Here is a 23,331-nt window from a genome sequence, read left to right on the forward strand (position 1 = left end):
AAGAACTGCTGGCATCAACCGACGCTGTCAGCTTTGCCGCAACTCCTGTAGGGCAAGCCGAACTGGCCCCTCAGGCGTTGCAAATATCGACGAACTAGACGGAAAGAAGTCCATGGATCTCGTGAATTCCATCGTCAAGGCGGTACGTATCCTCGACCTGCTCAAAGGTCACGGAAGCCTGAGCTATATCGAAATTCTCAAATTGTTCCCTTTGCCGAAGGGCACGCTTTTCAAAATCCTTTTCACGCTTGAAAGCGAGGAACTGATCCGTCGCGACCAGGCCAGCGGCAAATACGAGTTGGGTGTGAAATTGATCGAGTGGGGTACCGGTGCCCGGTCGCAGTTGGAAATCCGCAAGATTGCCTTGCCTTTCATGCAGAAGCTCAGCGAAGACATTGACTGCACGATTCACCTAACCGTTGTTTCTCACGGTGAAGTCTTGCCGATCGAGAGCTTCGAATCAGGAAGCACGACGTGGCCGCACTATCTCTTTCACGGCGGCGTCGGCATCCCAGCGCCTTTGCACGCTACTGCTGCCGGGAAAGCGATTCTGGCCTTCATGAGCCAGGAGAGCCTCGAAGATACGCTCAAGGGCAAGGTGCTAGAGAAGTTTACCGAGAACACTATTACGACCATGCCGCAACTGCGCGAGGCTCTTGCAGAGATTCGTCGCACCGGCTATGCGGTCAGCTACTCCGAACACTATGAAATGGTTCGCGGAGTCGCCGCCCCCATCCGTGACAACGAGGGCAAGGTGTTCGCTTCGCTGAGCGCGCTTGGTGTCACTTCTCGAATGACCGCGGAGTGGTTGCCGGAAGTCGCCTTACAGGTGGTTGAGGCCGCGAATGGGATCTCGCGGCTATTCGGGTACTCCGCGTCTGGCGTGAGAGCCGCCTGAACTGGCGCATGGCAATCGCGAGCAGCGCAGACCTTTTTAAGCTGAATCAGAGAAAAATGGCTGACCCGACCAAAACTGATAGACCGTTGCGTGCCGCGATTATCGGAGCAGGCGACTGGGCGAAGCAGTACCACTTTCCAGCACTGGCGCTCCTTGCCAGCGAGCGTGCGGTCCATATCGCAGGAGTATGGAACCGGACTACTGAAACAGCCGAGCAGGTTGCGCGCCAATTTTCGATCGATCGTGTTTATCGTAGCTTGGACGAGGTTCTGAACGACCAACACATTGATTGTTTCGTTGTTCTCGTCAATTCGAATGTGCTTGCTGAAACCGTTTGGCGTCTGCTCGTACGCGGCCTGCCCATATTCACCGAAAAGCCGCCGGGAGGAACGTACCGGGAGGCCTTGGCGCTGGCGGACGGCGTCACGGTTCCCAATCTTGTCGCATTCAATAGACGCTATATGCCCATTAATCGGCGCTTTAAGGTATTCGCCGACGCGATTGAAGGCGTTTATTTTGCCGAATGCCACTTCTATCGAAATGAGCGACTCTACGACCACTTCGTGCGGGAAACGGGCGTGCATGGGATCAACTACATGGAATACCTGTGTGGCCCGATCCGCGAGCTACATACTGAAACCGGAAGAATTGCGCGGAACGGCTCGCAGTTCTGGATCAGTTCGGTGACGTTCGAATCAGGAACGCGAGGAGTCTTCAAGTTCTTCCCGTGTTGCGGTTCCAGCATCGAACGCTATGAAGTGCATGGGCAGGAGACCTCGATCTACCTGCACTGCCCTCAGAGCTACACCAGCGATCATCCGGGGCGAATCGAGGTTCATAAAAATGGCTATGTGGATTCGATCATCTACGACGCTGAAGAAGAGGGAGACCTCTTGTCGATGGGCATCGTCGATGAGTATCGGGAATTCTTCGCTGCGGTCCTGCATGGTTCAGGGACCGCGTCGAATTTCGCTAATGCCTGCAACACGATGAAAGTCGCCGAAGCAATCGAAGCCGGCACTCCTATCAGCCCCAATTCCTCTACGCAACCAAACTCTTGAGGACGCTCTCCGCCAAAGAGAGCATTCGCGAACGATTGAAAACCTACAGACGTTAAATGCAAATGGACGCCACCAGACACATCAAAGGTACAACGCGACTCTACGGGTCGGTAGGCGATCCGGTCGCTACGGTCAAATCGCCCGAACTCCTGAACCGTCTCTTCTGCGAACAGCGCGTAGACGCGGTCTGCGTCCCGTTCCGGGTAAAGGCAGGCGATCTGTCCGCGTTCGTTGCAGGCGCACGAACCGTGCGAAATCTTTCCGGCTTGCTGGTCACGATGCCTCATAAGCAGGAGATGCTTTCCTTTGTCGACGAACTGCACCCGACAGCTCGCCAGGTCGGTGCGCTGAACATCATCCGCTGTGACGACGAAGGCCGCTGGGTCGGTGCCATGTTCGATGGCGTCGGCTGCGTGCTTGGCATGCAATGGGAAGGTCATCCCCCCGCGAACAAGTCGGTTCTTCTCGTCGGCGCCGGGGGCGCTGGTCGGGCGATTGCCTTTGCGGTTGCAGATGCAGGTGCCCGATCGCTCACGATTTTTGACATCGATGAGCGTCGCGCCGACGAACTCGCCAGGTCCGTGGCCGCCGCAACCGGGTGTGCCACGTCATTTGGCGCCCCGGATCCGCGGGGTCATGAAATAGTCATCAACGCAACGGCGCTGGGCATGAAGCCCGGAGACGCCATGCCGGTGGATCCCAATCGTCTCGAGCCTGGTTCCACCGTTGTAGACATTATCACTACGCCGGACCCCACACCGCTTTGCCGTGCCGCCCTTGAACACGGCTGCCGTACGCAAGGTGGACGTCCCATGCATGAAGGCCAGGCGGTGCATGCGTTGCGCTTCCTGGGATTTGACTACCTGCCCGAAGGGAAGTCACTACAAGACATTGGTTTGCCGTCCCTGCCGGCCAATGATGCCGCACCCCTGAAACCGAAGTTCTGAAGAAACAAAGCCCGAAAACCAACCCTTGTCACCGATCGAACGAATGGAGACCCACATGAACAGCATTCTTAGGACACTTCTTACTGCAGCATTCGTTGCATCTGGCGTCGCCACGGGCGCCGCGCAGGCGCAGGCGCCGGACAAATGGGATGCAAACCCATGGATCGACGGCAAGCTGTTCACGCTGAAGGCCGGCTACAACACTGTTAGGCAATATCCGCACGCCCGGGCCATCGAAAGGTTCGTCAACCGAGTTGCCGAGCGCACCGGTGAAAATCTCCAAATTCAGACGTTCCCGTCCGAGCAGGCCGGTAACGAACGCCAAATGTTCGACGCCGTCACTCTTGGCACCCTTGACATTGCCAAGGTGTCCACCGGCGTGATTTCTGCCGCGGTTCCTGAGTTCGGTGTCTTCGACCTGCCCTATGTGTTTCGCGATCTCAACCACATGATGGCGACCACTCAGAGCAAGGTTGGCCAGGACCTGGCGGCCAAGCTCGAAGCTCGCAACGTAAAAATCCTGTTCTGGATGGAACAGGGCACCCGCAGCTTCTACACCGCGTCGAAGCCGGTCCGGACCCCGAGCGACCTCAAGGGTATGAAGATCCGTACCATTTCCGCCCCGGTGATGGTTGACACCATCAACGCGCTCGGCGCAACGGCAACTCCGATGGGCTTTGGTGATCTTTACCTCGGCCTAAAGTCAGGGATAGTGGACGGCGCGGAAAATGCCCCCGATGCAATCTGGTTTGCGAAGCACTATGAAGTGGCCAAGTATTTCACGCTCACCAATCACTTCCGCACGCCCGTCGTGGTGGTGATGAACAAAGCTAAGTTTGACGCACTTTCTCCCGAGTATAAGGAAATCATCACGACGACGGCGCGCGAAACCCAGGAATGGGCTGGAGCGCTCTATTCGAAGGTCTCCGAAGCACTCTTGGCGTCCCTCAAAAAGGCCGGCATGACGATTGTCGAGGCCGATGAAGAGGCCTTCCGCAAGGCAGTGGAGCCGGTGTATGCGAAGCACGGGCAGCAATTCGCGGCTCAACTGAAAGCGATCCGCGAGATCAAGTGATCGGGAGTGCCACGCGGACGTAGTAGCCCGCGTGGCACGACTTTCTTATTAGGCTGGTTAGAGGACAAATGAACAACATGCCAACCCTGCTTCGTCGCGGCCTCGAATATTTGTGTGCCGGACTTCTCTTTGTCATCGTAGCCATCGTTTTCTCCAACGTGGTCGGCCGCTACTTCTTGCACTCACCCATTCGGTGGAGTGACGAGGTTTCGCTGTTCCTTTTTCTCTGGCTCGCGTACCTGGGGGCTTTGACCGCATTGATGGCCGGACGCCACTATTCATTCCCGGGCCTGATTGACTTGTTTCCGCCCAAATTGCGCCTTGCTGCAAAGACGCTGAGCGATTTGATCGTGCTGGTCATGCTTGGGGTCCTGGTTTGGTGTGGCGTTCAGCTCGTCGATTTGCTGCACTTCCAGCGATCCCCGGCCATAGACCTCCCGCTGTACTACGTATATTCCGCGTTGCCTCTCGTTTCCTTTCTTATGGCGCTGGTTGTTGCCTATCAGATCGTAGCCCGACTGCGCGGAGCTCCGGAGCTCGGTCAGGAACCCGTTGAGCCCTCATCGAATCCGGATCCGCTATGACATCGACTCATCAGAGTATGAAAAACACTACAAGCAAAGGGGTTGCACGATGATTTCCGGCATCTTAATGAGCGGCTTCATAATCCTACTTCTGCTCGACGTCCCGATCTCATTCGCGCTCCTCGGCGCCGCTATGGTCGCGATGTATCTTACGGGCAGCCTCATGCCCGCGGCGCAGAGCATGATCGCAACGGTGGACTCGTTCACACTATTAACCATTCCACTATTCATCATGGCGGGCGATCTCATGAACCGTGGCGGAATCACGTCGCGGCTTGTCGATCTGTCGAACGCCTTGGTCGGGCACTTCAAGGGATCGCTGGCACAAACGGGCGTGGTCGCGGCAACGCTCTTCGGTAGTGTCTCGGGGTCTGCGGTTGCTGATACCGCGGCTGTCGGGTCTGCGGTGATTCCGCCGATGCTCAAGCAAGGTTACGCCCCCGCGTTTTCCGCGGCCCTGATCGCGACATCAGGCACGATCGGCATGTTGATGCCCACCAGCATAACGCTCATTATCTTTGCGATTACGGCGAATTTGTCGATCGCCAAGCTGCTGGTGGCAGGTCTCATCCCGGGCCTCATTATGGCCGCTCTACTGTGCCTCTATAGCTACGCTTATGCGGTGCGCAACAAGATCGAGTTCGCCGAGAGATTTTCTTGGGGCAAGCTGTTTCGAGCCGTTCGCCAAGCGATTATTCCCGGGATTACTCCTGGAATCATCGTTACCGGTATTGTCGGCGGCGTTTTTACGCCGACAGAAGCTGGCGCTGTCGCGGTTGTATATGCTGCTTGCATTGGTTCCTTCGTGTATCGCGAGCTGGACTGGAAAGGTCTTCTTGACTCTGCCGTCCATACCATTGCGATCACGGGGCTCGTGATGTTCCTGATCTTCACTTCCTATGCATTCAGTTGGGTGATTACCCTGGAGCGCGTGCCCGAGATGTTCTCGTCGCTTCTGTTGAACGGCACGAACAGCCCCCTGGTGGTGTTCTTGCTGATGAACGTATTTCTGTTGGCAATCGGCACTTTCCTTGATCCGACACCCACTATTCTGATCACGGTCCCGATTTTCCTGCCGATCGCAATGCAGTTCGGCATCGACCCGACGCATTTTGCGATCGTCTTTGTGATCAATATGGCGATTGCGCAAGTGTCGCCTCCGGCCGGGGCAGTGTTGTTCACGGCATGTGGGCTGGCGCGGGTATCGATGGCACAAGTCACCCCGCCGTTACTTCCCCTGATGGCCGTTCAGTTGGTGAGTATGGTTGTCGTCATGTTGGTGCCATCGCTCGTACTGTTTCTGCCGAACCTGTTCTTTGCCAACTAGGGAATGGCAAAACGTTTAAGACTGCGAACCGAGAGTAGAGAGGGCAAAGAATGAGAGTTGCGTTACTGGAGGCGAGCCACTGGCATGTCCCACTGTATCTTGATCCGCTCGATGCGAAGGGGATTGAAGTGGTGGCCGTTTCGGATGCGGAGCACGTAAAGGGTGCCGCGATTGCCGAGCGCTATGGATGCAAGCTGTATTCATCGAGCCTTGAGCTGCTCGACCGCGAGCAAATCGATTTCGCGTTTGTATTCGGCAGACACTCCGAAATGCCGACGTTCGCCGAAGCATGCATAGCGCGCAAGATTCCATTTGCCCTGGAAAAGCCCTGCGGGATCAACATGGCGCAGGTCACCCGGCTCCGTAAGTTGGTGGAGGACGCTAACTTGTACTGCGCGGTACCGTTCATCTTTCGCTTGAGTGACCTCTACGAGGCCGTCAAAGCTGCTGAGGGACGGATTCCTTCGGACTTCAACTACATGTCGTTCCGATTCATCGCCGGTTCTCCCGAACGTTACAAGGCTGTCGGCTCGGGATGGATGCTTGACCCCATGTTCTCGGGTGGTGGATCGACCATCAATCTCGCCACGCATTTCATCGATTTCTTCAGATTGCTGACAGGCAAGGAAATCGTGCGAGTGTCTGCTGTCATGAATTCCCTCACCCACCACGGCGCCATCGAGGACTATTCGCTCCTGACGATGCAAACGGAGGATGGCGTGATCGGGTCGATTGAAAGCGGATACAGCTTCCCCAGCTCTGCTGACGAGCAGCGCGAATTCTCTTTCACCCTTGCATCCGATCGTATGTACGCGCAATCGGGACCGGATCGGATTGAGATTCGCGACCGCAACAATCTTGCCGCCGGGACCCGAAGTCTCCGCCTTCGGCTGGAAACTGATGTGTACTACCCGCTGTTCGTCAAGCAAGTTCTCGCTGAATGCCGCGCAGGGGCGAAGCCGATCGCATCCTTACGTGACGCCGAAGCGATGATGCAGGTGATGGATGCGGCGTACGCTTCCGCACGGCAAGGGGGAGCGCCGCAGACTCTTGCTCCGATTCCTGCATAACTCCAGGGTGCCGAGATGGACTCGCGTAATCCGCAGGCGACAAAGCCCCTCAACAAGGGAACTTACGGGGTTAACACGTATTCATTCACGCAGACGCACCGCGCGGGAGACTGTCTCGAACAGCTGGCTGACCTGGGATACCGGCGATTTGAGATCATGCTGGTCCCCGGGCATTTCTGGCCGAGCGTGGATGGCGACACGGGGCGGCGGCAGATCGAGTCACTGGTCGGCCGAAAATCTCTTGAGATTTTGTCGCTGAATCAACCAAACCTTGACGTCAATCTAGCCTCGCTCGTCCCTGAGATGCGCCGGCATTCCTGCGCCGTTGTTGCGAGCGCTATTGAGCTCGCCGCGGCTTGGAATGCCAAGGGAGTAGTCGTCAATCCAGGAAAGAGTAATCCTGTTTTTCCTGCGGCCACGGAGATCCTCGCTGACTGCTTCCGACGGTCACTCGAAGTCCTGGTTCCGGTCGCGCGAAGAGCCGGCGTCCAGTTGATCGTCAAGAATCATCCGCTCAGTTACCTTTATCGTGCAAGCGCGTTGCAGCAGTTCTTCGATGCCTTCGGCTGGGAGCAAGTGGGGATTGGCTACGACTTCGCGAACGGACATTTTGCGGGCGAAGCGGCGGAAGAGGTAGTACAGCTCCGTGATCATCTGTCGTTTATGTATGCCGCAGACACGACGCTCGACACGTTCCGTCACGCGCAAATAGGTACCGGCACTGTGCCGTTCGAGGCGATCGCGAAGATGCTCCGCGACGCGGGGATGAATCTGCCGACGATTCTGGAAATCGTTGCCGAAAACGCGCAAGTTGCGATCGACGCCAGCGTCCGGCATCTCGATAGCGTCGCTTGGCCGACTGCTTGAATGAGGATCCAACGAGCGAATCCACATGAGCGACTAAAACGTTTCCGCCTGTCAGCGCGCTGCGCTTGTGGACGATTGCCACCAGTACCCTCGGTCAACGTGACTTGCCCAAGCCACAGCTTCATCGACCACCATGGTCCCTTGAAACCCACTACCACGAGATAACCATTGAATACCATGATTCCCGTACGCGAACTCCTGCTGCCGACCGACCACGCGCGCTTCAGCCAATGTCATGCTTCGACCCTCGTTCTCTTGCCGGACGGAGACATCCTTGTTGCGTTCTTTGCCGGGGCCCGTGAGGGTGAAGGCGATACCGCGATCTGGATCGCCCGTCGCAGCGACGGGCGATGGAACGATCCACAGCGGCTGATGGCCGAGCCCGGTGTGCCGCATTGGAATCCTGTGCTGCACGCGGAGGGCAACAATGTCTGGCTGTTCTACAAGACGGGCGCGACCGTGCACGATTGGATCACGCGCTGGGCGGCTTCTTCCGACGGCGGTCGCTCCTGGTCGAACTCTTCGCTGCTGGTGCCGGGGGACGCGTCGCCGCGCGGCCCGGTGAAGAACAAGCTGATCGTGATGTCCAATGGTGAATGGCTTGCGCCGGCTTCGGTCGAGACGGAAACGACCTGGGATGCGTTCGTCAACGTCTCGCATGATCGCGGCGAACACTGGCAGCGATGCGACATCCCACTCGTTCACGTACAGCCGGGCGCGCGCCGTGAGAGCGCAATGTGGGACGGATTAGCCTCCAACGCGTTGTGGGAGAGCGACGTCGATACGGTCTTCGCGTGGGATGGCGTCATCCAGCCGACGTTGTGGGAATCGGTACCTGGAACGATCCACGCACTGATGCGAAGCACACGGGGTCACGTCTTTCGCAGCGATTCCTTCGATTGCGGTCGGACCTGGTGCCCTGCTTATAGCACGCCGTTGCCCAACAACAACAGCGGCATCGATGCCGTACGTACAGAAGATGGCCGTGTCGCGCTGGTGCACAACCCGGTCGAGGGCAACTGGGGACGTCGTCACCCGTTGTCCCTCACAGTGTCACGCGACAACGGTGAGAACTGGGCGCCGCTTCTCGATCTGGAGACGGAGGCTGGAGAGTTTTCGTACCCAGCGGTGATCGCACAGGGCGATTGTCTCCACGTCACTTGGACGTGGAACCGGCGAACTATCGCCTACCGCCGCGTGTCGCTTGCGGATTGACTTGAGGCTATGTTGTTTTTGCGCCATTCAGCGAAACGTCACTAACTCGAAGTAACCAAATCAAACGCGGCGTAAGGTGCGTCTGATTCGTCGTGACTGACGACCGGCCGCCCATTTCAACCGAAAAGGATACTGCCATGCTTACCCTGACCCTTCCCGCATCCAAACCGCTGATCAAGGCCGGCGACCAGGAAGTGCTGCTGGTCACCAACGCCGACCTGCGCGAATCCGCCAACGTCGAATGCTGGCCGGTGGAGAAGAAATTCGAGGACAAGCTGGAACGGGCGCTCGCCGGCCGCTTCGGCCTCAAGGCCCGGCGCGCCCACCCGGTCAAGGACGACAAGGGCCACGGCTTCATCAGCAGCCAGCGCGAAGGCAGCGACCTGTTCGCCGCGATCGATCCGGACGCGCCGGTCATCGTGCTGCTCACCGCCTGGCAGTACTCGCACCACCTCGCGCCGAGCCTCGCCCGGCATCGCGGCCCGGTGCTGCTGCTGGCCAACTTCGACGGCACCTGGCCGGGCCTCGTCGGCATGCTGTGCATGGCCGGCACGCTGACCAGCCTGGGCAAGACCTATGCGCGCCTGTGGTCGGCCGAGTTCGACGACGAATTCTTCTTCAAGGGCCTGGCATCCTGGCTGAAGACCGGCGCCATCGAGCACGACACCTCGTACCTGCGCCCGGTCGACGCCGCGCATGCGGCGAGCAACACCCCGGCCTGGGCCGTCGGCCGGCAGGTCGGCGAGTTCGTGCTGCGCAACAAGGAAATCATGGGGCTGTTCGACAGCTTCTGCATGGGCATGATCAACGGCGTCTTCCCGCAGAAGGCGCTGGTCGACATCGGCATGCCGATGGAAAGCCTGTCGCAGTCGGCGCTGCTGGTCGAGATGGCCAAGGTGCCGGCGGCGCTGCGCGAGGAATGCCTGCGGTGGTACGAGGCGCGCGGCATGAAATTCGAGTTCGGCAGCGACCCGGCGACGGAGCTGACCCGCGAGCAGGTGCTCGAACAATGCGCGATGATGATCGCCATGGCGCGCTTCACGCAGCGCTTCGGCCTCACCGCCGTCGGCGTGCAGTACCAGCAGGGGCTGGCGCATTCCTGCGCGGCGTCGGACTTCGCGGAAGGCGCGATCGGCTCGACCGAACGCTTCCCGATCCCCGACGAGAACGGCCGGATCATCCGTCCGGGCAAGCCGATCACCTGCATCAACGAGGTCGACATGGGCACGGCGATTCCGCAGACCATGCTCTTCCGCCTGCTCGACTCGCTCGGCCTGCCGTCGGAGACCACGCTGCACGACATCCGCTGGGGCAGCGACTACCAAGGCACCTTCTACTGGGATCTGGAAATTTCCGGCGCGGTGCCGTTCGAACATCTCAAGGGCGGCATCGCCGGCGCCACCGGCTACCGCCAGCCGGCGATGTATTTCCCCAAGGGCGGCGCCACCCTCCAGGGCCAGGGCAAGGCCGGCCGCCTGATCTGGGCGCGCGCGCACTACGAGGGCACGCGGGTGGTGATGCACATCGGCACCGGCACCGCCGTCGAGCTGCCGGCGGAAGAGTTCGAGCGCCGGCGCCGGGCGACCACCTACGAATGGCCGCTGCTCAACTGCACGCTCGACGGCGTCGGCCGCGACGACCTGATGGCCGGCCACCAGAGCAACCACATCACGGTGGCCTACGTTGCCGAGGACAAGCTCCAGGACGTGCTGCGCGCCTTCGTCGCGCAGGCCGTCACGCAGGGCATCCAGGTATCGGTCGCCGGCGACGCTTTCGGCATGCTGTAACCCTCCCCAGGGCGGCCGGCGTTGCCGCCGCCTCCATTTTTTCGCTGGATGAGTATGAGCACCACTGACCACTACCGCGGCGTCTGGCCGGTCATGCTGACGCCTTTCGACGACCGGCGCGAGATCGACTGGGCGTCGCTGGAAAAACTGATCGACTGGTACATCCGGGCCGGCGTCAACGGCCTGTTCGCCAACTGCCAGTCGAGCGAGATGTTTTTTTTGTCCGAAGCTGAATCGTTGCAGCTGACCCGCTTCGTGCTCGATTACGTCGATGGCCGCGTACCTGTCGTGGCTTCGGGCCATACCGCCAGCAGCCTGTCGCAGCAGATCGACCAGCTCGGCAGGATGGCCGAGACGGGCGTCGACAGCGTGATCCTGATCAGCAACCGCCTGGCCATGCCCGGCGAGGACGACGGGACCGTGCTGGACAACCTGCGCAAGATCACCGCCGCCCTGCCGGAGACGGTCGGCCTCGGCATCTACGAATGCCCGCACCCGTACAAGCGCCTGCTTGCGGACGAGGTGGTGGACTGGTGCGCCCGCAGCGGCCGCTACACCTTCATCAAGGACACCTGCTGCCGGATCGGCACGATCGCCCGCCGCGTCGAACTCTCCCGGGGCAGCCGCCTGCGCATCGCCAACGCCAACGGCCAGACCCTGCTGCCTTCGCTGCAGGCCGGCGCGCACGGCTACAGCGGCATAATGACCAACTTCCACCCCGAGCTGTACGTCTGGCTGTGTGACAACTGGCAGGCGGAGCCGGAAAAGGCCGAAATCGTCGCCGCCTATCTGTCGACCGCGTCGCTCGCCGAATACCTCGACTACCCGATCTGCGCCAAGGACTACCAGAAGTCGATCGGCAATTTCGCGTCGGTCGCCAGCCGCGTCCGCGAGGCCGGCAACTATTATTCGGCGCACTTCCAGAGCAACATGCGGCAGATGGTGCAGCTCGGCGAAATCGTCAAGAAGCAGCTCGCATTGTTTGGTTGAGCCGGCAGCGCGAGTTCGCTTCAGCGTTCTTTGGTTCCATGATGGTCAAGCCGGCCGAAAGATTGGATTGACTTTTTCCGGCCGGTCAAATCCGATATCAACGCTCGGTCTGCAACCTAGTGTGAGTTCCCCGAATCGGTAAGCTGTCGGTCAGCGTGATTTTCAGCTGAACGGCAGTTGACCTGCGCATTGCCGCCCGACATTGCTTGCCCCGGCTACGGCAGCTCTGGCCGACAACTTACCGGCCGAAATATCGTCGGCCAGAAGTCTTTCCGAATTCACACTCCTCGGCCAAAGCGGCCCGTCGATGCTCAGAGGAGCAATGACCGGTTTACACAGAAATTCGGATATATCCCTGTCTGGACAAGCGCTGCCGCCTCGCGTAGCATCGCCGCCCCGCCGCACATCTCACCTGCTTTCTCCATGCCTCACGCCTCCTCCGCCCGCGCCTGCGGCCTCGATTTCGGCACATCCAATTCCACGGTCGGCTGTGTTCGGCCGGGGCAGGAAACGTTGCTGCCGTTGGAAGATGGGAAGGTGACGCTGCCCTCGGTCGTGTTCTTCAATGCTGACGATGGCAGTACCTGCTTTGGCCGCACCGCGCTGCAGGAGTATCTGACCGGTTACGAAGGGCGCCTGATGCGTTCGATGAAGAGCCTGCTCGGCAGCCGCCTCCTCGACGGAAGAACCGAAGTTCACGGCCGTTCTCTGCTGTTTCGAGACCTGCTCAGGCAGTTCATCGGCGAACTCAAACGGCGGGCCGACCTTCATGGAGAGAGAGCATTCGAGCACGTGGTGCTCGGACGGCCCGTGTGTTTCGTCGACGACGACCCGGCGGCCGACCGGACGGCAGAAACGACGCTGGCTGAGATCGCACGAACCATCGGCTTCAAAGAGGTGAGTTTCCAGTACGAGCCGATTGCGGCGGCCTTCCATTACGAGACGGAGATTCATCGCGAGGAACTGGTACTGGTCGCCGATATCGGCGGCGGTACCTCGGATTTCTCGCTCGTTCGCCTCTCGCCGCAACGCGCGACACTGCCGAATCGTCGCGAGGATTTGCTGGCCAACGGCGGCGTGCATATCGGTGGCACGGACTTCGACCGTCTGTTCAGCCTGGTCGGCGTCATGCCGCTCTTCGGCTTCCGCAGCCTGCTGAAAAACCAGCGCGAAATGCCCTCCCGCGTCTATTACGACCTCGCTACCTGGCACAGCATCAACGCGGCCTACACGTACCGGGTGCTGACCGAGCAGAAGCGCTTTTCGTTGGACGCGCAGGAACCGGAAAAAATGGCCCGCCTGCTCACGCTGATCGAGAAGCGCGCTGGCCACTGGTTGGCCAACGAGGTGGAGCAGGCAAAAATCGCCCTGTCGGATCAGGAGAGTACGACGCTGGTGCTGGATCACATCGAGCCCGACCTGCGGCGGCAGCTGACCCGCGACGAATTTGACGCGGCAACTACCGGTTTGGTCGGCAAAATTGAAGCGAAGCTTGCAGCGCTCTTGCGCGATGCCGGCGTAGCGCCTGAACGCATCGATACGATCTTCTTCACAGGCGGCGCCAGTGGCATGCCACTCCTGCGCCGCCGGGTCGCAGCCCTGCTCCCGCAGGCGCGCCCTGTCGAGGGGGACCTGTTCGGGAGTATCGGCGCGGGACTCGCGATCGAGGCTGCACGACGCTACGGGTAGGTCTGAAACGTCACTTTTCCAGACCCAAGGTCTGTTTTGTTTTCTGACAAAGCGATGCGCCTGCTACTTGTCGATCAGTCTTGAAAGTCTGGGAACGGCAGCCTCATGATTCGGCGAATTCGAGCTTCCGACCCGTTGCCGTCATCCGTTGTCACCACAGGCCAACGGCAGGTTTCTGAGTCGAGCGGTCGCAACATGCCGTCTCACCGGCAACTGCTCGGCCAAAGCGGCCAGTTAGCGATGGAATAACTAACGGCCGGTTTACACAAAAATCCGGACACGCCCCGCCCATAGCATTTGCGTCGTCATCCGCGACGGCATGTGGAAAGTGCGGTACATTTACAACAATCTCCATCTGGCATTTTGTTAGAAGTCATGCTATTCGGTCGCGATACAGAAAATTTTGGCCAGCCGTCGGCCGGATGCCAGCGATTTTTGGGTGGCAGAGTGGAAAAATTTAGGTTTATCGACCTCTTCGCAGGTCTTGGCGGATTCCATGTCGCCCTCGGCAAACTCGGAGGCGAATGTGTGTTCGCTGCAGAGTGGCAGGCCCATCTTCAAGAACTGTACTTCAAGAACTTTGGCATTCGACCAGCAGGCGATATTCGAGAAGTGAAGCCGGCTTCGGTACCGGACCATGAGTTGCTCTGTGCCGGATTCCCTTGTCAGCCATTCTCGAAAGCCGGCGAACAACTCGGTTTCGAGTGCACTCGACAAGGCAATCTCTTCTTCAACGTCGCAGCCATCATCAAAGCAAAGACGCCGCGCTATTTCATCCTCGAAAATGTCCCTAACCTGCTGCGGCACGACGGCGGCAAGACGTTCGAACGCATCAAGGGTATTCTAATCGAACTCGGCTATGAGGTTGACTCGCGGCGCCTCTCACCACATCAGTTCGGGATTCCGCAGATCCGAGAGCGCGTCTACATTGTGGGCTCGCGAGTTGGTCTCAATGACTTCGAGTGGCCCGAGCCGACCAACCAGCCGACTAGCATTAGGTCGGTTTTAACACAGCAGCCTGCCGATGCAAAGCCACTCTCCCTGCAGGTGGAAAAAAGCCTCGATGTCTGGAACGACTTCCTGAGGCGAAGCCCGCAGTCCATCGAACTGCCGTCTTTCCCCATATGGTCGATGGAATTCGGGGCAGACTACCCCTATGTTGATGGTACACCGTTTGCCGTTTTGCGTGAGAAAGGGACGCGAGGTCTCACCAAATTCCGTGGTTCTCACGGCGTACCCTTGAGGCAGTTCAAGCCGAACGACCGATGGGCAGCACTGCCGAGCCATGCACGTACCGAGCAGTTGGAGTTTCCGAAATGGAAGCAGAACTTCATTCGACAGAATCGCGAGTTCTACGCGACGAATAAGAAGTGGATAGACCCGTGGCTATCTAAGGTCCTACCGTTCCCTTCAAGCTTGCAGAAGTTGGAATGGAACATCAAAGGTGGTGAGCGCGACATCTGGCACTACGTAATTCAGTTCCGCGCCTCGGGCGTGCGCATCAAACGGCCGACAACTGCTCCTAGCCTCATCGCGATGACGGATACTCAGGTGCCCATCATCGGATGGGAGAGGCGCCATATGACGCCGAGAGAGTGTGCCGGACTTCAGAGCCTTGGAGACCTTGTACTGCCCCAGAGCCGTACGCGCGCATTCGAAGCACTCGGCAACGCGGTCAATGCTAGCGTCGTCGGCAGTATTGCATCGAATCTCATTGCTAACTTCAACCAGTTCGTCCCCTCATGGAGACAACCCTCTGATCGGGAGGCTGCACGCACATGGCCGGCGCCATAACCAAGGTCAACATCCGGCCAGAAGTTGAACATCCTGTCGGTGCTACGGCACCTGAACTACCGGCCGTGGTTTGCACTTGCGGAGTTCGTTGACAACGCTATCCAGAGCTACATCACCAACCGAGAAGAACTGCGAGCAGCAGATGGCGTTGATGCCCCACTTTGCGTGACGGTAAATATCGACCCAGAGGGTGCGGGTCGAATAACCGTTACCGACAACGCAGCCGGCATTGCCCTACGCGACTTCTCCCGTGCCTTCCGGCCGGCGCAGGTTCCACCAGACCGCGATGGCCTATCCGAGTTCGGCATGGGCATGAAGAGTGCGGCGTGCTGGTTCGCTAAGAATTGGAGCGTCCGCACTAAGGCTCTCGGGGAGAACGTCGAGCGGGTCGTCAGATTTGACATCGACGAAATCGTCGAGGACCGCATCGAGGAGTTAACGATTATCGAAGTGGCTTCGCAGCCACAGAGGCACTATACAGTTCTCGAACTCACTGACCTTTGCCACGTGCCGAAGAAGCGCACGATTGGAAAGATAAAGGAGCACCTCGCCAGCATCTATCGAACCTTCCTGCGCGACAAAACGTTGACGCTGGTCTTTGGACGAGACGAACTCACCTTCGAGGAGACGTCCGTCCTCAAGGCGGCGCCGTTTCGCGAGCCGTCCAGCAAGCCGATTGAATGGCGCAAGGCCATCGAGATGGACCTTGGTAATCCTCACAAGGTAACTGGCTTTGCGGCGCTACGCGAGGTCGGTTCAACAACACACGCAGGGTTTGCGCTCTTCCGCCGCGGGCGGCTCATTCAGGGGAGCGCCGACGAGTCATATCGGCCAGAGCAGATTTTCGGCAAGAGCAATAGCTATACGTTCCAGCGGTTGTTTGGCGAACTTCACCTTTCCGGTTTCGAGGTGAGCCACACGAAGGATGGATTCCGCTGGGAAGAGCACGAGGAACTCTTCCTGGAATTACTCAAGGGCGAGTTGAGGGTGTCGCCGATGAACCTCCTAGATCAGGCGGAAGGTTACCGAGCCAAGCAGCAAAATCGCACGCGGGACCTCGAGAATGTCGCTAAGACGGCGACCAACAATGTTGCCAATGTCGTTGAGCGTGAACTCGCGCCGGTACTCGAGGAAGAGACGCAACATCCGGCAAATCCACCTGCAGTTCCACTAAAGATTCCGGTCCCTTCTGTCTCGGGCTTTGAGCGCACAATCGAGGTTCGCGTGTCGACGACCGTCTGGGTCTTGACCATCAAGGCAAGCACTGACCCCACCGTGAGTGACTGGCTCAGAGTAGGCGACGCCACGAAGCCGGCCAACGACGGCATGCGGCAGCGCAGCGTACAAGTTGAACGTCTCGCTAGTACATCCGTTCGTGGAGCGGTTCGCTGGAACTAGCAATGAAAACATGGAGGTATTCGTACGCTTCGCAAGTGCCGCTGCTTTGGCGGCCGCCCTCAGTTCAGAAGCCGGTGGGAAGCCTCAGTTCTTCCTCCATCATCTCAATAAACTCCTCCGCGAGACTTTCGCGGCCCCTTAGTCATGAATATTGTTATCGAGCGCCTAAGCGGTGGCACCCTAGATACCCGCTGGACCCCAGTTGTGGGGCCTTTCACCAAAGAATTCGTCGAGCGCAAGCTGAAACAACGCAGTGCCCCCGACGCTGATGCGATGGACCGCGTCGTGACCGAGGCAGCAACTATTCTTGGCCGCTGTGTACCTCCCTCTGAGTCGGCCGGCCAGGATGCTGGCCTTATCGTTGGCTACGTGCAATCCGGCAAGACCTTGTCGTTCACCACTGTCACGGCGCTAGCGAGGGATAATGGCTACGGTGCGGTCATTCTGTTGGCTGGCACCGCCGTGGCGCTGAAGGGCCAGTCCGAGGACCGGCTCACAATTGACTTGGGCATGAGTGAAATCCAGCACGACTGGCGCAAGTTCGAGAACCCTGAAGTTAAGGCGGGCCATGCTGCCGACATTGAGAAAGTCCTACGCGCATGGAGCGGCAGTCGCGGTGGTGCCCCGGGCACTGCAAAGCGCTCTGTCCTGATTACAGTGCTTAAACACCACCAGCGCCTCAAAAATCTGCGCGACACCCTTGAGCGCGTGGACCTCACAAACGTCCCCGTCCTCATCATCGACGATGAAAGCGACCAAGCCGGGCTCAATGCTAAGGCAGGGAAGAATCTGCGGACCGGCTCAAACGAGTTGAGTTCGACGTATCGGCGCATTCTCGAACTCAAGGCGGTCATCCCCCACCACACTTATCTCCAGTACACAGCGACTCCGCAAGCAAACCTCTTGATTGCCGTCGCCGACGTCCTGAGCCCGTCCTTTGCCGAGTTAGTTTCACCTGGTGGCGGCTACGTCGGCGGTAGTGACTTCTTCAGTGAAGATAAACCGCTCTGCTTCAAGATTCCTCCCCAGCAGGTGCCGACGGTGCAGAACCCGCTGACAGGGGCACCACAAACCCTACAGCAGGCGCTGCAGCTTTTCATCCTGGGAGCCGCTCATCACAGCGTTACGCGTGGCAAGGGCAATCGCTCGATGATGGTCCACCCGTCTCAGCGCACTGCACCGCACACGGATTACAAGGAATGGCTGGATGGCTTGCTTGACCATTGGCGCGACTTTCTTGAGCAGCCCAAGGGCAGCGCCGTGCGAAAGGAACTTGAGCGCAGCCTCCGTGAGAACTACGATGAGTTGCTGAGGACGTTCCCTACACTCGAACCGTTCGACACGCTCGTGGATGCACTACCTGAAGTCTTCAGCGAACTTAAAGTCGTGAAGGTGAATTCCAATGCTGATGGCCAGAAAGCGGTCAAGTGGAATGACTGGCCATATTGGATCCTGGTCGGAGGCCAGAAACTTGACCGGGGTTTCACGGTCGAGGGGCTCACCATCAGCTACATGCCGCGTACTGCGTCAAGCAACGCGGATACCTTGCAGCAGCGCGCCCGGTTCTTCGGATACAAGAAATCCTATGAAGGGCTGTGCCGGGTCTTTCTCCTCGACGACGTCATCGACGCATTCGAGAGCTATGTGGAGTCCGAGGAATTCGTACGTGGAGCCCTCTCCGAGCATCGAGGGAAGCCGCTGCAGGAATGGAAGCGCGACTTCATCCTGAATCGTGCGTTGAACCCGACGCGAAAGGCAGTTATTGGTCGACGCATCGTTCAGGTGGAAATGGACGAAGGATGGGTCGTGCCTGGCTCGCTGTACTTCGACGCAGAGGCCGTCCGCCACAATCGCCAGTTGGTCGAGCGCAAAGCTGTTGCTTGGAAGCAGGCGTACGGGGCAGTTGATGCGGCGCAACGACCAGAATTCAAGGATTTGCGCCGCGACTCGCCTCGTAACGTCCTTGTTGAGGGCGTGCCCATCGACGAAGTGCTGGACTTCCTGCTCGACGCAAGAATCCGTAGCCTTGACGATTCGACGGATGTCGCTGCCGCCGCGATTTCGCTTGTCAAGCATCGCGATGAAGCCGAAGAACCCGCACTCGTGGACGTCATCTTGGTTGGCAACCTCAGTACGGCCGGCCTCACAGGTCGGAGCCTTACTGCGGACGGAAAAATCAACAACCTCTTCGTCGGTGAAAGTCCGAAGAGTGCGGCATCCATCGATCAACTCAACTACGTTGGTGACCGTGCCCTCTTTACTCCTGGCCGAGTGACGCTGCATTTGCGCTACCTGGTGTTCAAGCCAGATACCAGGATTGACGCGAGTATCGCGGACTGCGTGCCATGGTTCTCCATTCACCTCCCCGAGCCGGTCGCGAAAGACTGCGTCATCGAAGAGTTCTGAGATGCGCAGCAAGTTCTATGACGCGTATCGTGAGGCGGCGTCGGCTGCGCCGGCCGGGGATGGGGCACTACCGGCGTCCGCAGCACCTGGTCGCAAGCACGACTACATCTCCGTGGGGACGCAGCAACAACCAGTCCTCCTACTCTCATGCACCTCGTTGGTCGGCCTCAGGCGCCCGCCAATCAGCCTGCGGCACCTGACCATCGAGTTCGGGATTCGCTTCCGCGTTCGCGCTTCCTCCGGCGTTGTGGATGGCGACTTCGTGGTGGTCTCGCTTCGCGGTGACGACCTTGGGCTTGCCGAAGCGTTCTGTTTGGCTGCAGACGCACTTGTAGCAGCGTTGCCTGAGGCTCCTTCTTTGTCAGACATTGAAAAGGCTGTTCGTGAGTTCGTCGAGGTGTTAAGCGTGCTGTCGCTTCCATCTTCGCGTGCTATCGCCGGCCTTTGGGCCGAACTTTGGATTATGTCAGTTGCATTATATCCGCCGGCCGCGGTAGCAGCTTGGCATCGAGATCCCACAGATCGGTTCGATTTCTCGTTCGCTACCCACTTTGTCGAAGTCAAAGCGACCGAGCGAGAGGAGCGGATCCACAATTTCTCTTATGAACAACTCCGTCGGAGCGAGGCGCCTATCACGGTTGCATCATTAAGACTTAGACGGACACAGGGCGGCAAATCCGTTGCCGACCTTGTGGCCACGCTCCAGGAAGGGCTAAACGCAGCACTGCGGACGAAGTTGGTCAAGAACGTGTTTGGCGCAATTGGCAGCGCCGTTTCCGAGGCATCGGAAATCCGATTTGACGAAAAGTTTGCCGAGTCAAACTTAAGGGTCATTGCGGCCGACCGGGTCCCGGTAGTGATGATACCCGATGCTAGTCCAATCACAGCGGTTCGGTTTCGGGTAAAGCTAGACGACTCGTCGTTGGCAGCCGACCTGCTGAGACCCGCGGTTCAGTTAGCACTCTGCGCACCTTAGCGCTGTCGCTATCGGTAAGACTCACACAGGCTGATCATCTCCGCCGTTTGCCGCAAATCACAACTGAGTGGCAGGTAATCGATGCGTTGCTGCCAACGATGGTCAAGATGGCTAGCGTCTGCTTTGTAAGCCCCCGGCGAAGTCATCTATGAATTGAGGTTTTAGACTGGGAAGATCGTATCCGCTAAAAAAAATGGGGGACACGATCGATGGAAATACAGAAACCGATGCGGCACACGCGGTATCACCGGGAAGAGTTCAAGCGTAAGCGTCCTACGACGCCACTGATCCAAGACGATGGTTGCGACTAGATGTCAACGGATAGGCCTAGGCGCTCGCCTTCTGCACAGCGTCCTCCAACCACCGTAATGAACGCCTGTAATGCGCGAGGTCCGCCCCGTCCGCATCTTTAGCGTGAGTGTCGGGACGGTCGTTCACAACGACCGAATGCTCTTTAAACAGTCGAAGGTCGTTGAAAATCGGGGAAAACAACATCCACTCCTTCTCCACTAGCCTGACAAGTTCAGACCACAAGAGCTTTTCAACTAAATCATCAGCGGGGAGATGCTTCAGCTTATCGACTCGAGCTTTCTCGACGCATGCTTGAATCCTTCCGGTAGCGGTCCCCTTTGATTTGTCTTGTAGGCAGGAGAATTTAATGAAGTTCAAGGAAAGTGCGCGCATCCGTTTCTCGAGCTTATTCCGAGTTGCATTGATCAGCGCCAACTCATCGGCCCATTCATCAATCGTAAGTTTTAGGGCGGGATTCGCGCCGGCCTCTACAACCGGCACCGGCAGTGCGACGGAGCTCCGTTTTTGAAGGTATAGCTTCATTCCCTCAGAGATCATCGTGCTTGCGAGTAAAACCCGGCCGGACCGCTCGGCCACAACTCCATATCGCATTAAGGTCGATACCAGCGGCTCGGCCTTGCTATGGAGGCGGCCATCTGCAATGCTCTTTGCTGACTCGAATACCTCCGGGTGCACCTTGAACAGGTGATTGAGCGCTACTTCTGCAATCGCAGCGCCTTCAACCTCCACGAACTCCCCGACTAATCGCTCGACCGTTTCGCGAGGAACAGCACATGGGCGATCTCGGACATCAATGTGACGGTGAATGTACGAACAGGCCTTTCGAGTCCAGTAGGGCATGTTCCCGCAGGAGTGCCCTATCCACTCGGCCGTACTTTCATCGAAGGAAAGGCCCGCAACTTTGGATATCGAGCGGATCATCGCGGCGATCGCTGTCGGCGCGAGCGGAGAGAGATACTCTTCAGGGATGAACGATAAGACTGCGTTTTCAATGCCGTTAACCGATTCTTCCTTGAACCATTTGCTGGAAACCCCGCAGACGAAGAGAGAGAAATTTCGACTGGAGCGAGCCGACTCCTGTGTGACTGCCCGCAGGTTTCGCCAGAACGGGTTGAAGTTTTCCGCCCACAGTTCACGCGAAGTTGGACTGCTAGGTGTTATGTAATCCACTTCGTCAAAGAAGATAATGACTGTGCCAGGTGCAGAACTTACCGCGCTCTGCAGGCTGCGTCGGGCGCTACTCAAGTCGTAGCTCGGCTTACGCGTTCTTTCAACCTCCGCGTAGTGAGGATTTGCGCCGGCGGCTCGCTCTACGGCGTCAGATATTGATTGCAGCAATTCCCCGGCTGTTTGCGCCCATATATCGTCCTTTGAGCAGTCGATCATCACGCACACTGAGCCGTGATTAGCTTTGGCCTCATGTAGGACCCGGTTCAGAATGGAAGTCTTTCCAATCTTTCTAATTCCAAGTGAAGAACGGATCTGACCGCCCTGGAGCTGTCGAGAGATGTCGAGTGCTTCGGACCGCCTCCCGAAAAACCTTGCATCGTCGGAAACGGGCCCAGTGACATCAAACGGGTCGTTTGAGAAGAAGTCCTGAAGCAGATCTCGTTCGAACGCGCCACGGTCGGATAACGAGTCGATTGAGGATATGGGAAGTACGGCAATTCCCTGTTCACGCCCCCAGTTCTTCAGCTTGTTATTTCCGTCCGGATCAGCATGAACTACCACTGCAAGCGCAGTTTCAACTCGCCCTAGAGACTTTTCGATTTGCCCCTTCAGCGCGTGGATTGTTCTTTGCTGTTGCTCCGGGAAGTTGGTGATCAGAACAAACACCTCACGGTCAGACGAAAAAATCTTGGATAGCCGCTTGTTTGGCCTCACGTACATTTCGCCGTAAGTGCCGTTTTCGTACTCGAAGCTGTCCAGCGGGCGGGTAATGGAAAATAGACCCTCTGAAGAATCCTCAAAAAGTCGAGCAAGCTCTGTGATCTTTTGAATTGAACGCTTAACCATACTGCCCTCCACAAGTTTTCGCGGCAGTATATAGACAAACTCTTGCGGTGCGTTACCGCGAGCAATACTCGCCCGAACCGCAGCCACAATCGCGGTCGACTTAGTGGTGACCGCCGGAGTGAACGAGCGCACAGTTGATCCGGCAAACTCATTGCCATTCATCGTTACGGGAGGACAGCCACTGGTTTCCAAGGCGATCACGCCACTGTCCGCTCCATCGATCCGCGAGCGGCAGAGATGGGTCGGTTGTGTGAGCTCACCAAATAGGCAGGCTGACGTTCAGCGTCAAATCGGCAAGGTTTGTTGTCCACGGGAGACCCACCGTTCGCCGACGCAAGCCCTATTCTAGATCGGCCGAGTTGTGTGAGTTGGCTATCCGGCAGGTTGCAAAGCACGGCGGCCATTCACATGGCGGCTTTATGACAGAGGTGTGAGATCGCTCCTAGCCAAAGCTGCCGGAGATCAAGATTACAAGAACCCTTGGTCGAGCGCGCATTTTCGTCGACGAAAATTTTTCCGCCCTCAACCGAACCGGTCTGCCACTGCTGAATACGTCGCAACTATAGCTGCGTGGCGGCAATGGGCAAGGAAGCTCTTGATTCGGCCACTCGATTTGGTAGGCAGCAGCCATCTTGCAACAGCAACTGACCTCCTTGTATGAATCTGCCGACGATCAATCCACAAAAGTCGGGGATAAGCCTGGGGATAAGCCGAGAAGTCCCCCCGCAATCAATGGATTAGCTGAGTGATTCGTTTTTGAGCAGCCCAAGGCCGACTGGCGGATATGTTTTAAAAATATGTTTTACAGGTATAGCAAATATGCCAAAGATCAAATACAATTAGCATCTATGCCGTCGGGGTCCTCTCCCCCCGGGCGGCTGATCAAGCTCATCGCCGCATGATGAGGTGTTGGTACGTC

17 protein-coding genes are annotated in these 23,331 nt (G+C 58.1%); 16 read left to right on the forward strand and 1 reads right to left on the reverse strand.

The genetic code is table 11. The annotated features are described in order from the left end of the window. The first annotated feature begins 112 nt into the window (after window positions 1-112). The 16 genes from QM701_RS05695 to QM701_RS05770 all read left to right on the forward strand — a co-directional run bounded on the left by QM701_RS05695 (window position 113) and on the right by QM701_RS05770 (window position 20,084). Window positions 113-898 carry an IclR family transcriptional regulator gene (locus QM701_RS05695; RefSeq protein ID WP_415166123.1) on the forward strand — a complete coding sequence of 262 codons (786 nt, stop codon included), beginning with the start codon at window positions 113-115 and terminating at the stop codon, window positions 896-898. 8 nt (window positions 899-906) lie between these two features. Further along, window positions 907-1,959, forward strand: coding sequence for a Gfo/Idh/MocA family protein (locus QM701_RS05700; protein ID WP_415166124.1), 1,053 nt, complete (start codon window positions 907-909; stop codon window positions 1,957-1,959). A gap of 62 nt (window positions 1,960-2,021) precedes the next feature. Continuing rightward, window positions 2,022-2,906 carry a shikimate dehydrogenase family protein gene (locus tag QM701_RS05705; RefSeq protein WP_415166125.1) on the forward strand — a complete coding sequence of 295 codons (885 nt, stop codon included), beginning with the start codon at window positions 2,022-2,024 and terminating at the stop codon, window positions 2,904-2,906. Between the two features lie 55 nt (window positions 2,907-2,961). Further along, entirely contained in the window at window positions 2,962-3,981 is a 1,020-nt protein-coding gene (locus tag QM701_RS05710; protein WP_415166126.1) for a TRAP transporter substrate-binding protein, read from the forward strand. Between the two features lie 77 nt (window positions 3,982-4,058). Continuing rightward, a complete protein-coding gene (locus QM701_RS05715) occupies window positions 4,059-4,565 on the forward strand; it encodes a TRAP transporter small permease (protein WP_415166127.1) in 507 nt (168 codons plus the stop codon). Window positions 4,566-4,614: 49 nt separating this feature from the next. Continuing rightward, a complete protein-coding gene (locus tag QM701_RS05720) occupies window positions 4,615-5,892 on the forward strand; it encodes a TRAP transporter large permease (protein WP_415166128.1) in 1,278 nt (425 codons plus the stop codon). 50 nt (window positions 5,893-5,942) lie between these two features. Further along, a complete protein-coding gene (locus QM701_RS05725; RefSeq protein ID WP_415166129.1) occupies window positions 5,943-6,962 on the forward strand; it encodes a Gfo/Idh/MocA family protein in 1,020 nt (339 codons plus the stop codon). Window positions 6,963-6,977: 15 nt separating this feature from the next. Continuing rightward, entirely contained in the window at window positions 6,978-7,829 is an 852-nt protein-coding gene (locus tag QM701_RS05730) for a sugar phosphate isomerase/epimerase family protein (RefSeq protein WP_415166130.1), read from the forward strand. 177 nt (window positions 7,830-8,006) lie between these two features. Then, on the forward strand, window positions 8,007-9,044 hold the full coding sequence (locus QM701_RS05735) for a sialidase family protein (RefSeq protein ID WP_415169350.1): 1,038 nt from the start codon (window positions 8,007-8,009) through the stop codon (window positions 9,042-9,044). A 137-nt stretch (window positions 9,045-9,181) separates the two neighbouring features. After that, window positions 9,182-10,831 (forward strand): hypothetical protein, encoded by a 1,650-nt coding sequence (locus QM701_RS05740; protein ID WP_415166131.1) that lies wholly within the window; start codon window positions 9,182-9,184, stop codon window positions 10,829-10,831. A gap of 54 nt (window positions 10,832-10,885) precedes the next feature. Beyond that, window positions 10,886-11,821 (forward strand): dihydrodipicolinate synthase family protein, encoded by a 936-nt coding sequence (locus QM701_RS05745; protein ID WP_415166132.1) that lies wholly within the window; start codon window positions 10,886-10,888, stop codon window positions 11,819-11,821. A 423-nt stretch (window positions 11,822-12,244) separates the two neighbouring features. Next, window positions 12,245-13,510 carry an Hsp70 family protein gene (locus QM701_RS05750; RefSeq protein ID WP_415166133.1) on the forward strand — a complete coding sequence of 422 codons (1,266 nt, stop codon included), beginning with the start codon at window positions 12,245-12,247 and terminating at the stop codon, window positions 13,508-13,510. Window positions 13,511-13,831: 321 nt separating this feature from the next. After that, window positions 13,832-15,304, forward strand: coding sequence for a DNA cytosine methyltransferase (locus QM701_RS05755; RefSeq protein WP_415166134.1), 1,473 nt, complete (start codon window positions 13,832-13,834; stop codon window positions 15,302-15,304). A gap of 24 nt (window positions 15,305-15,328) precedes the next feature. After that, window positions 15,329-16,702 carry an ATP-binding protein gene (locus QM701_RS05760; RefSeq protein WP_415166135.1) on the forward strand — a complete coding sequence of 458 codons (1,374 nt, stop codon included), beginning with the start codon at window positions 15,329-15,331 and terminating at the stop codon, window positions 16,700-16,702. 144 nt (window positions 16,703-16,846) lie between these two features. Then, window positions 16,847-19,108, forward strand: coding sequence for a Z1 domain-containing protein (locus QM701_RS05765; RefSeq protein ID WP_415166136.1), 2,262 nt, complete (start codon window positions 16,847-16,849; stop codon window positions 19,106-19,108). 1 nt (window position 19,109) lies between these two features. Continuing rightward, a complete protein-coding gene (locus QM701_RS05770) occupies window positions 19,110-20,084 on the forward strand; it encodes a PD-(D/E)XK motif protein (RefSeq protein WP_415166137.1) in 975 nt (324 codons plus the stop codon). A gap of 327 nt (window positions 20,085-20,411) precedes the next feature. On the opposite strand, the gene QM701_RS05775 is transcribed toward QM701_RS05770, so the two are convergent. Further along, the gene (locus QM701_RS05775) at window positions 20,412-22,613 is read right to left on the reverse strand and encodes a hypothetical protein (RefSeq protein ID WP_415166138.1); all 2,202 of its coding nucleotides are present in this window, start codon (window positions 22,611-22,613) and stop codon (window positions 20,412-20,414) included. Window positions 22,614-23,331: the final 718 nt, after the last annotated feature.

Origin of the sequence: Propionivibrio sp. (assembly GCF_047602565.1) — a bacterium.
In the GTDB taxonomy this organism is placed as follows: domain Bacteria; phylum Pseudomonadota; class Gammaproteobacteria; order Burkholderiales; family Rhodocyclaceae; genus Propionivibrio.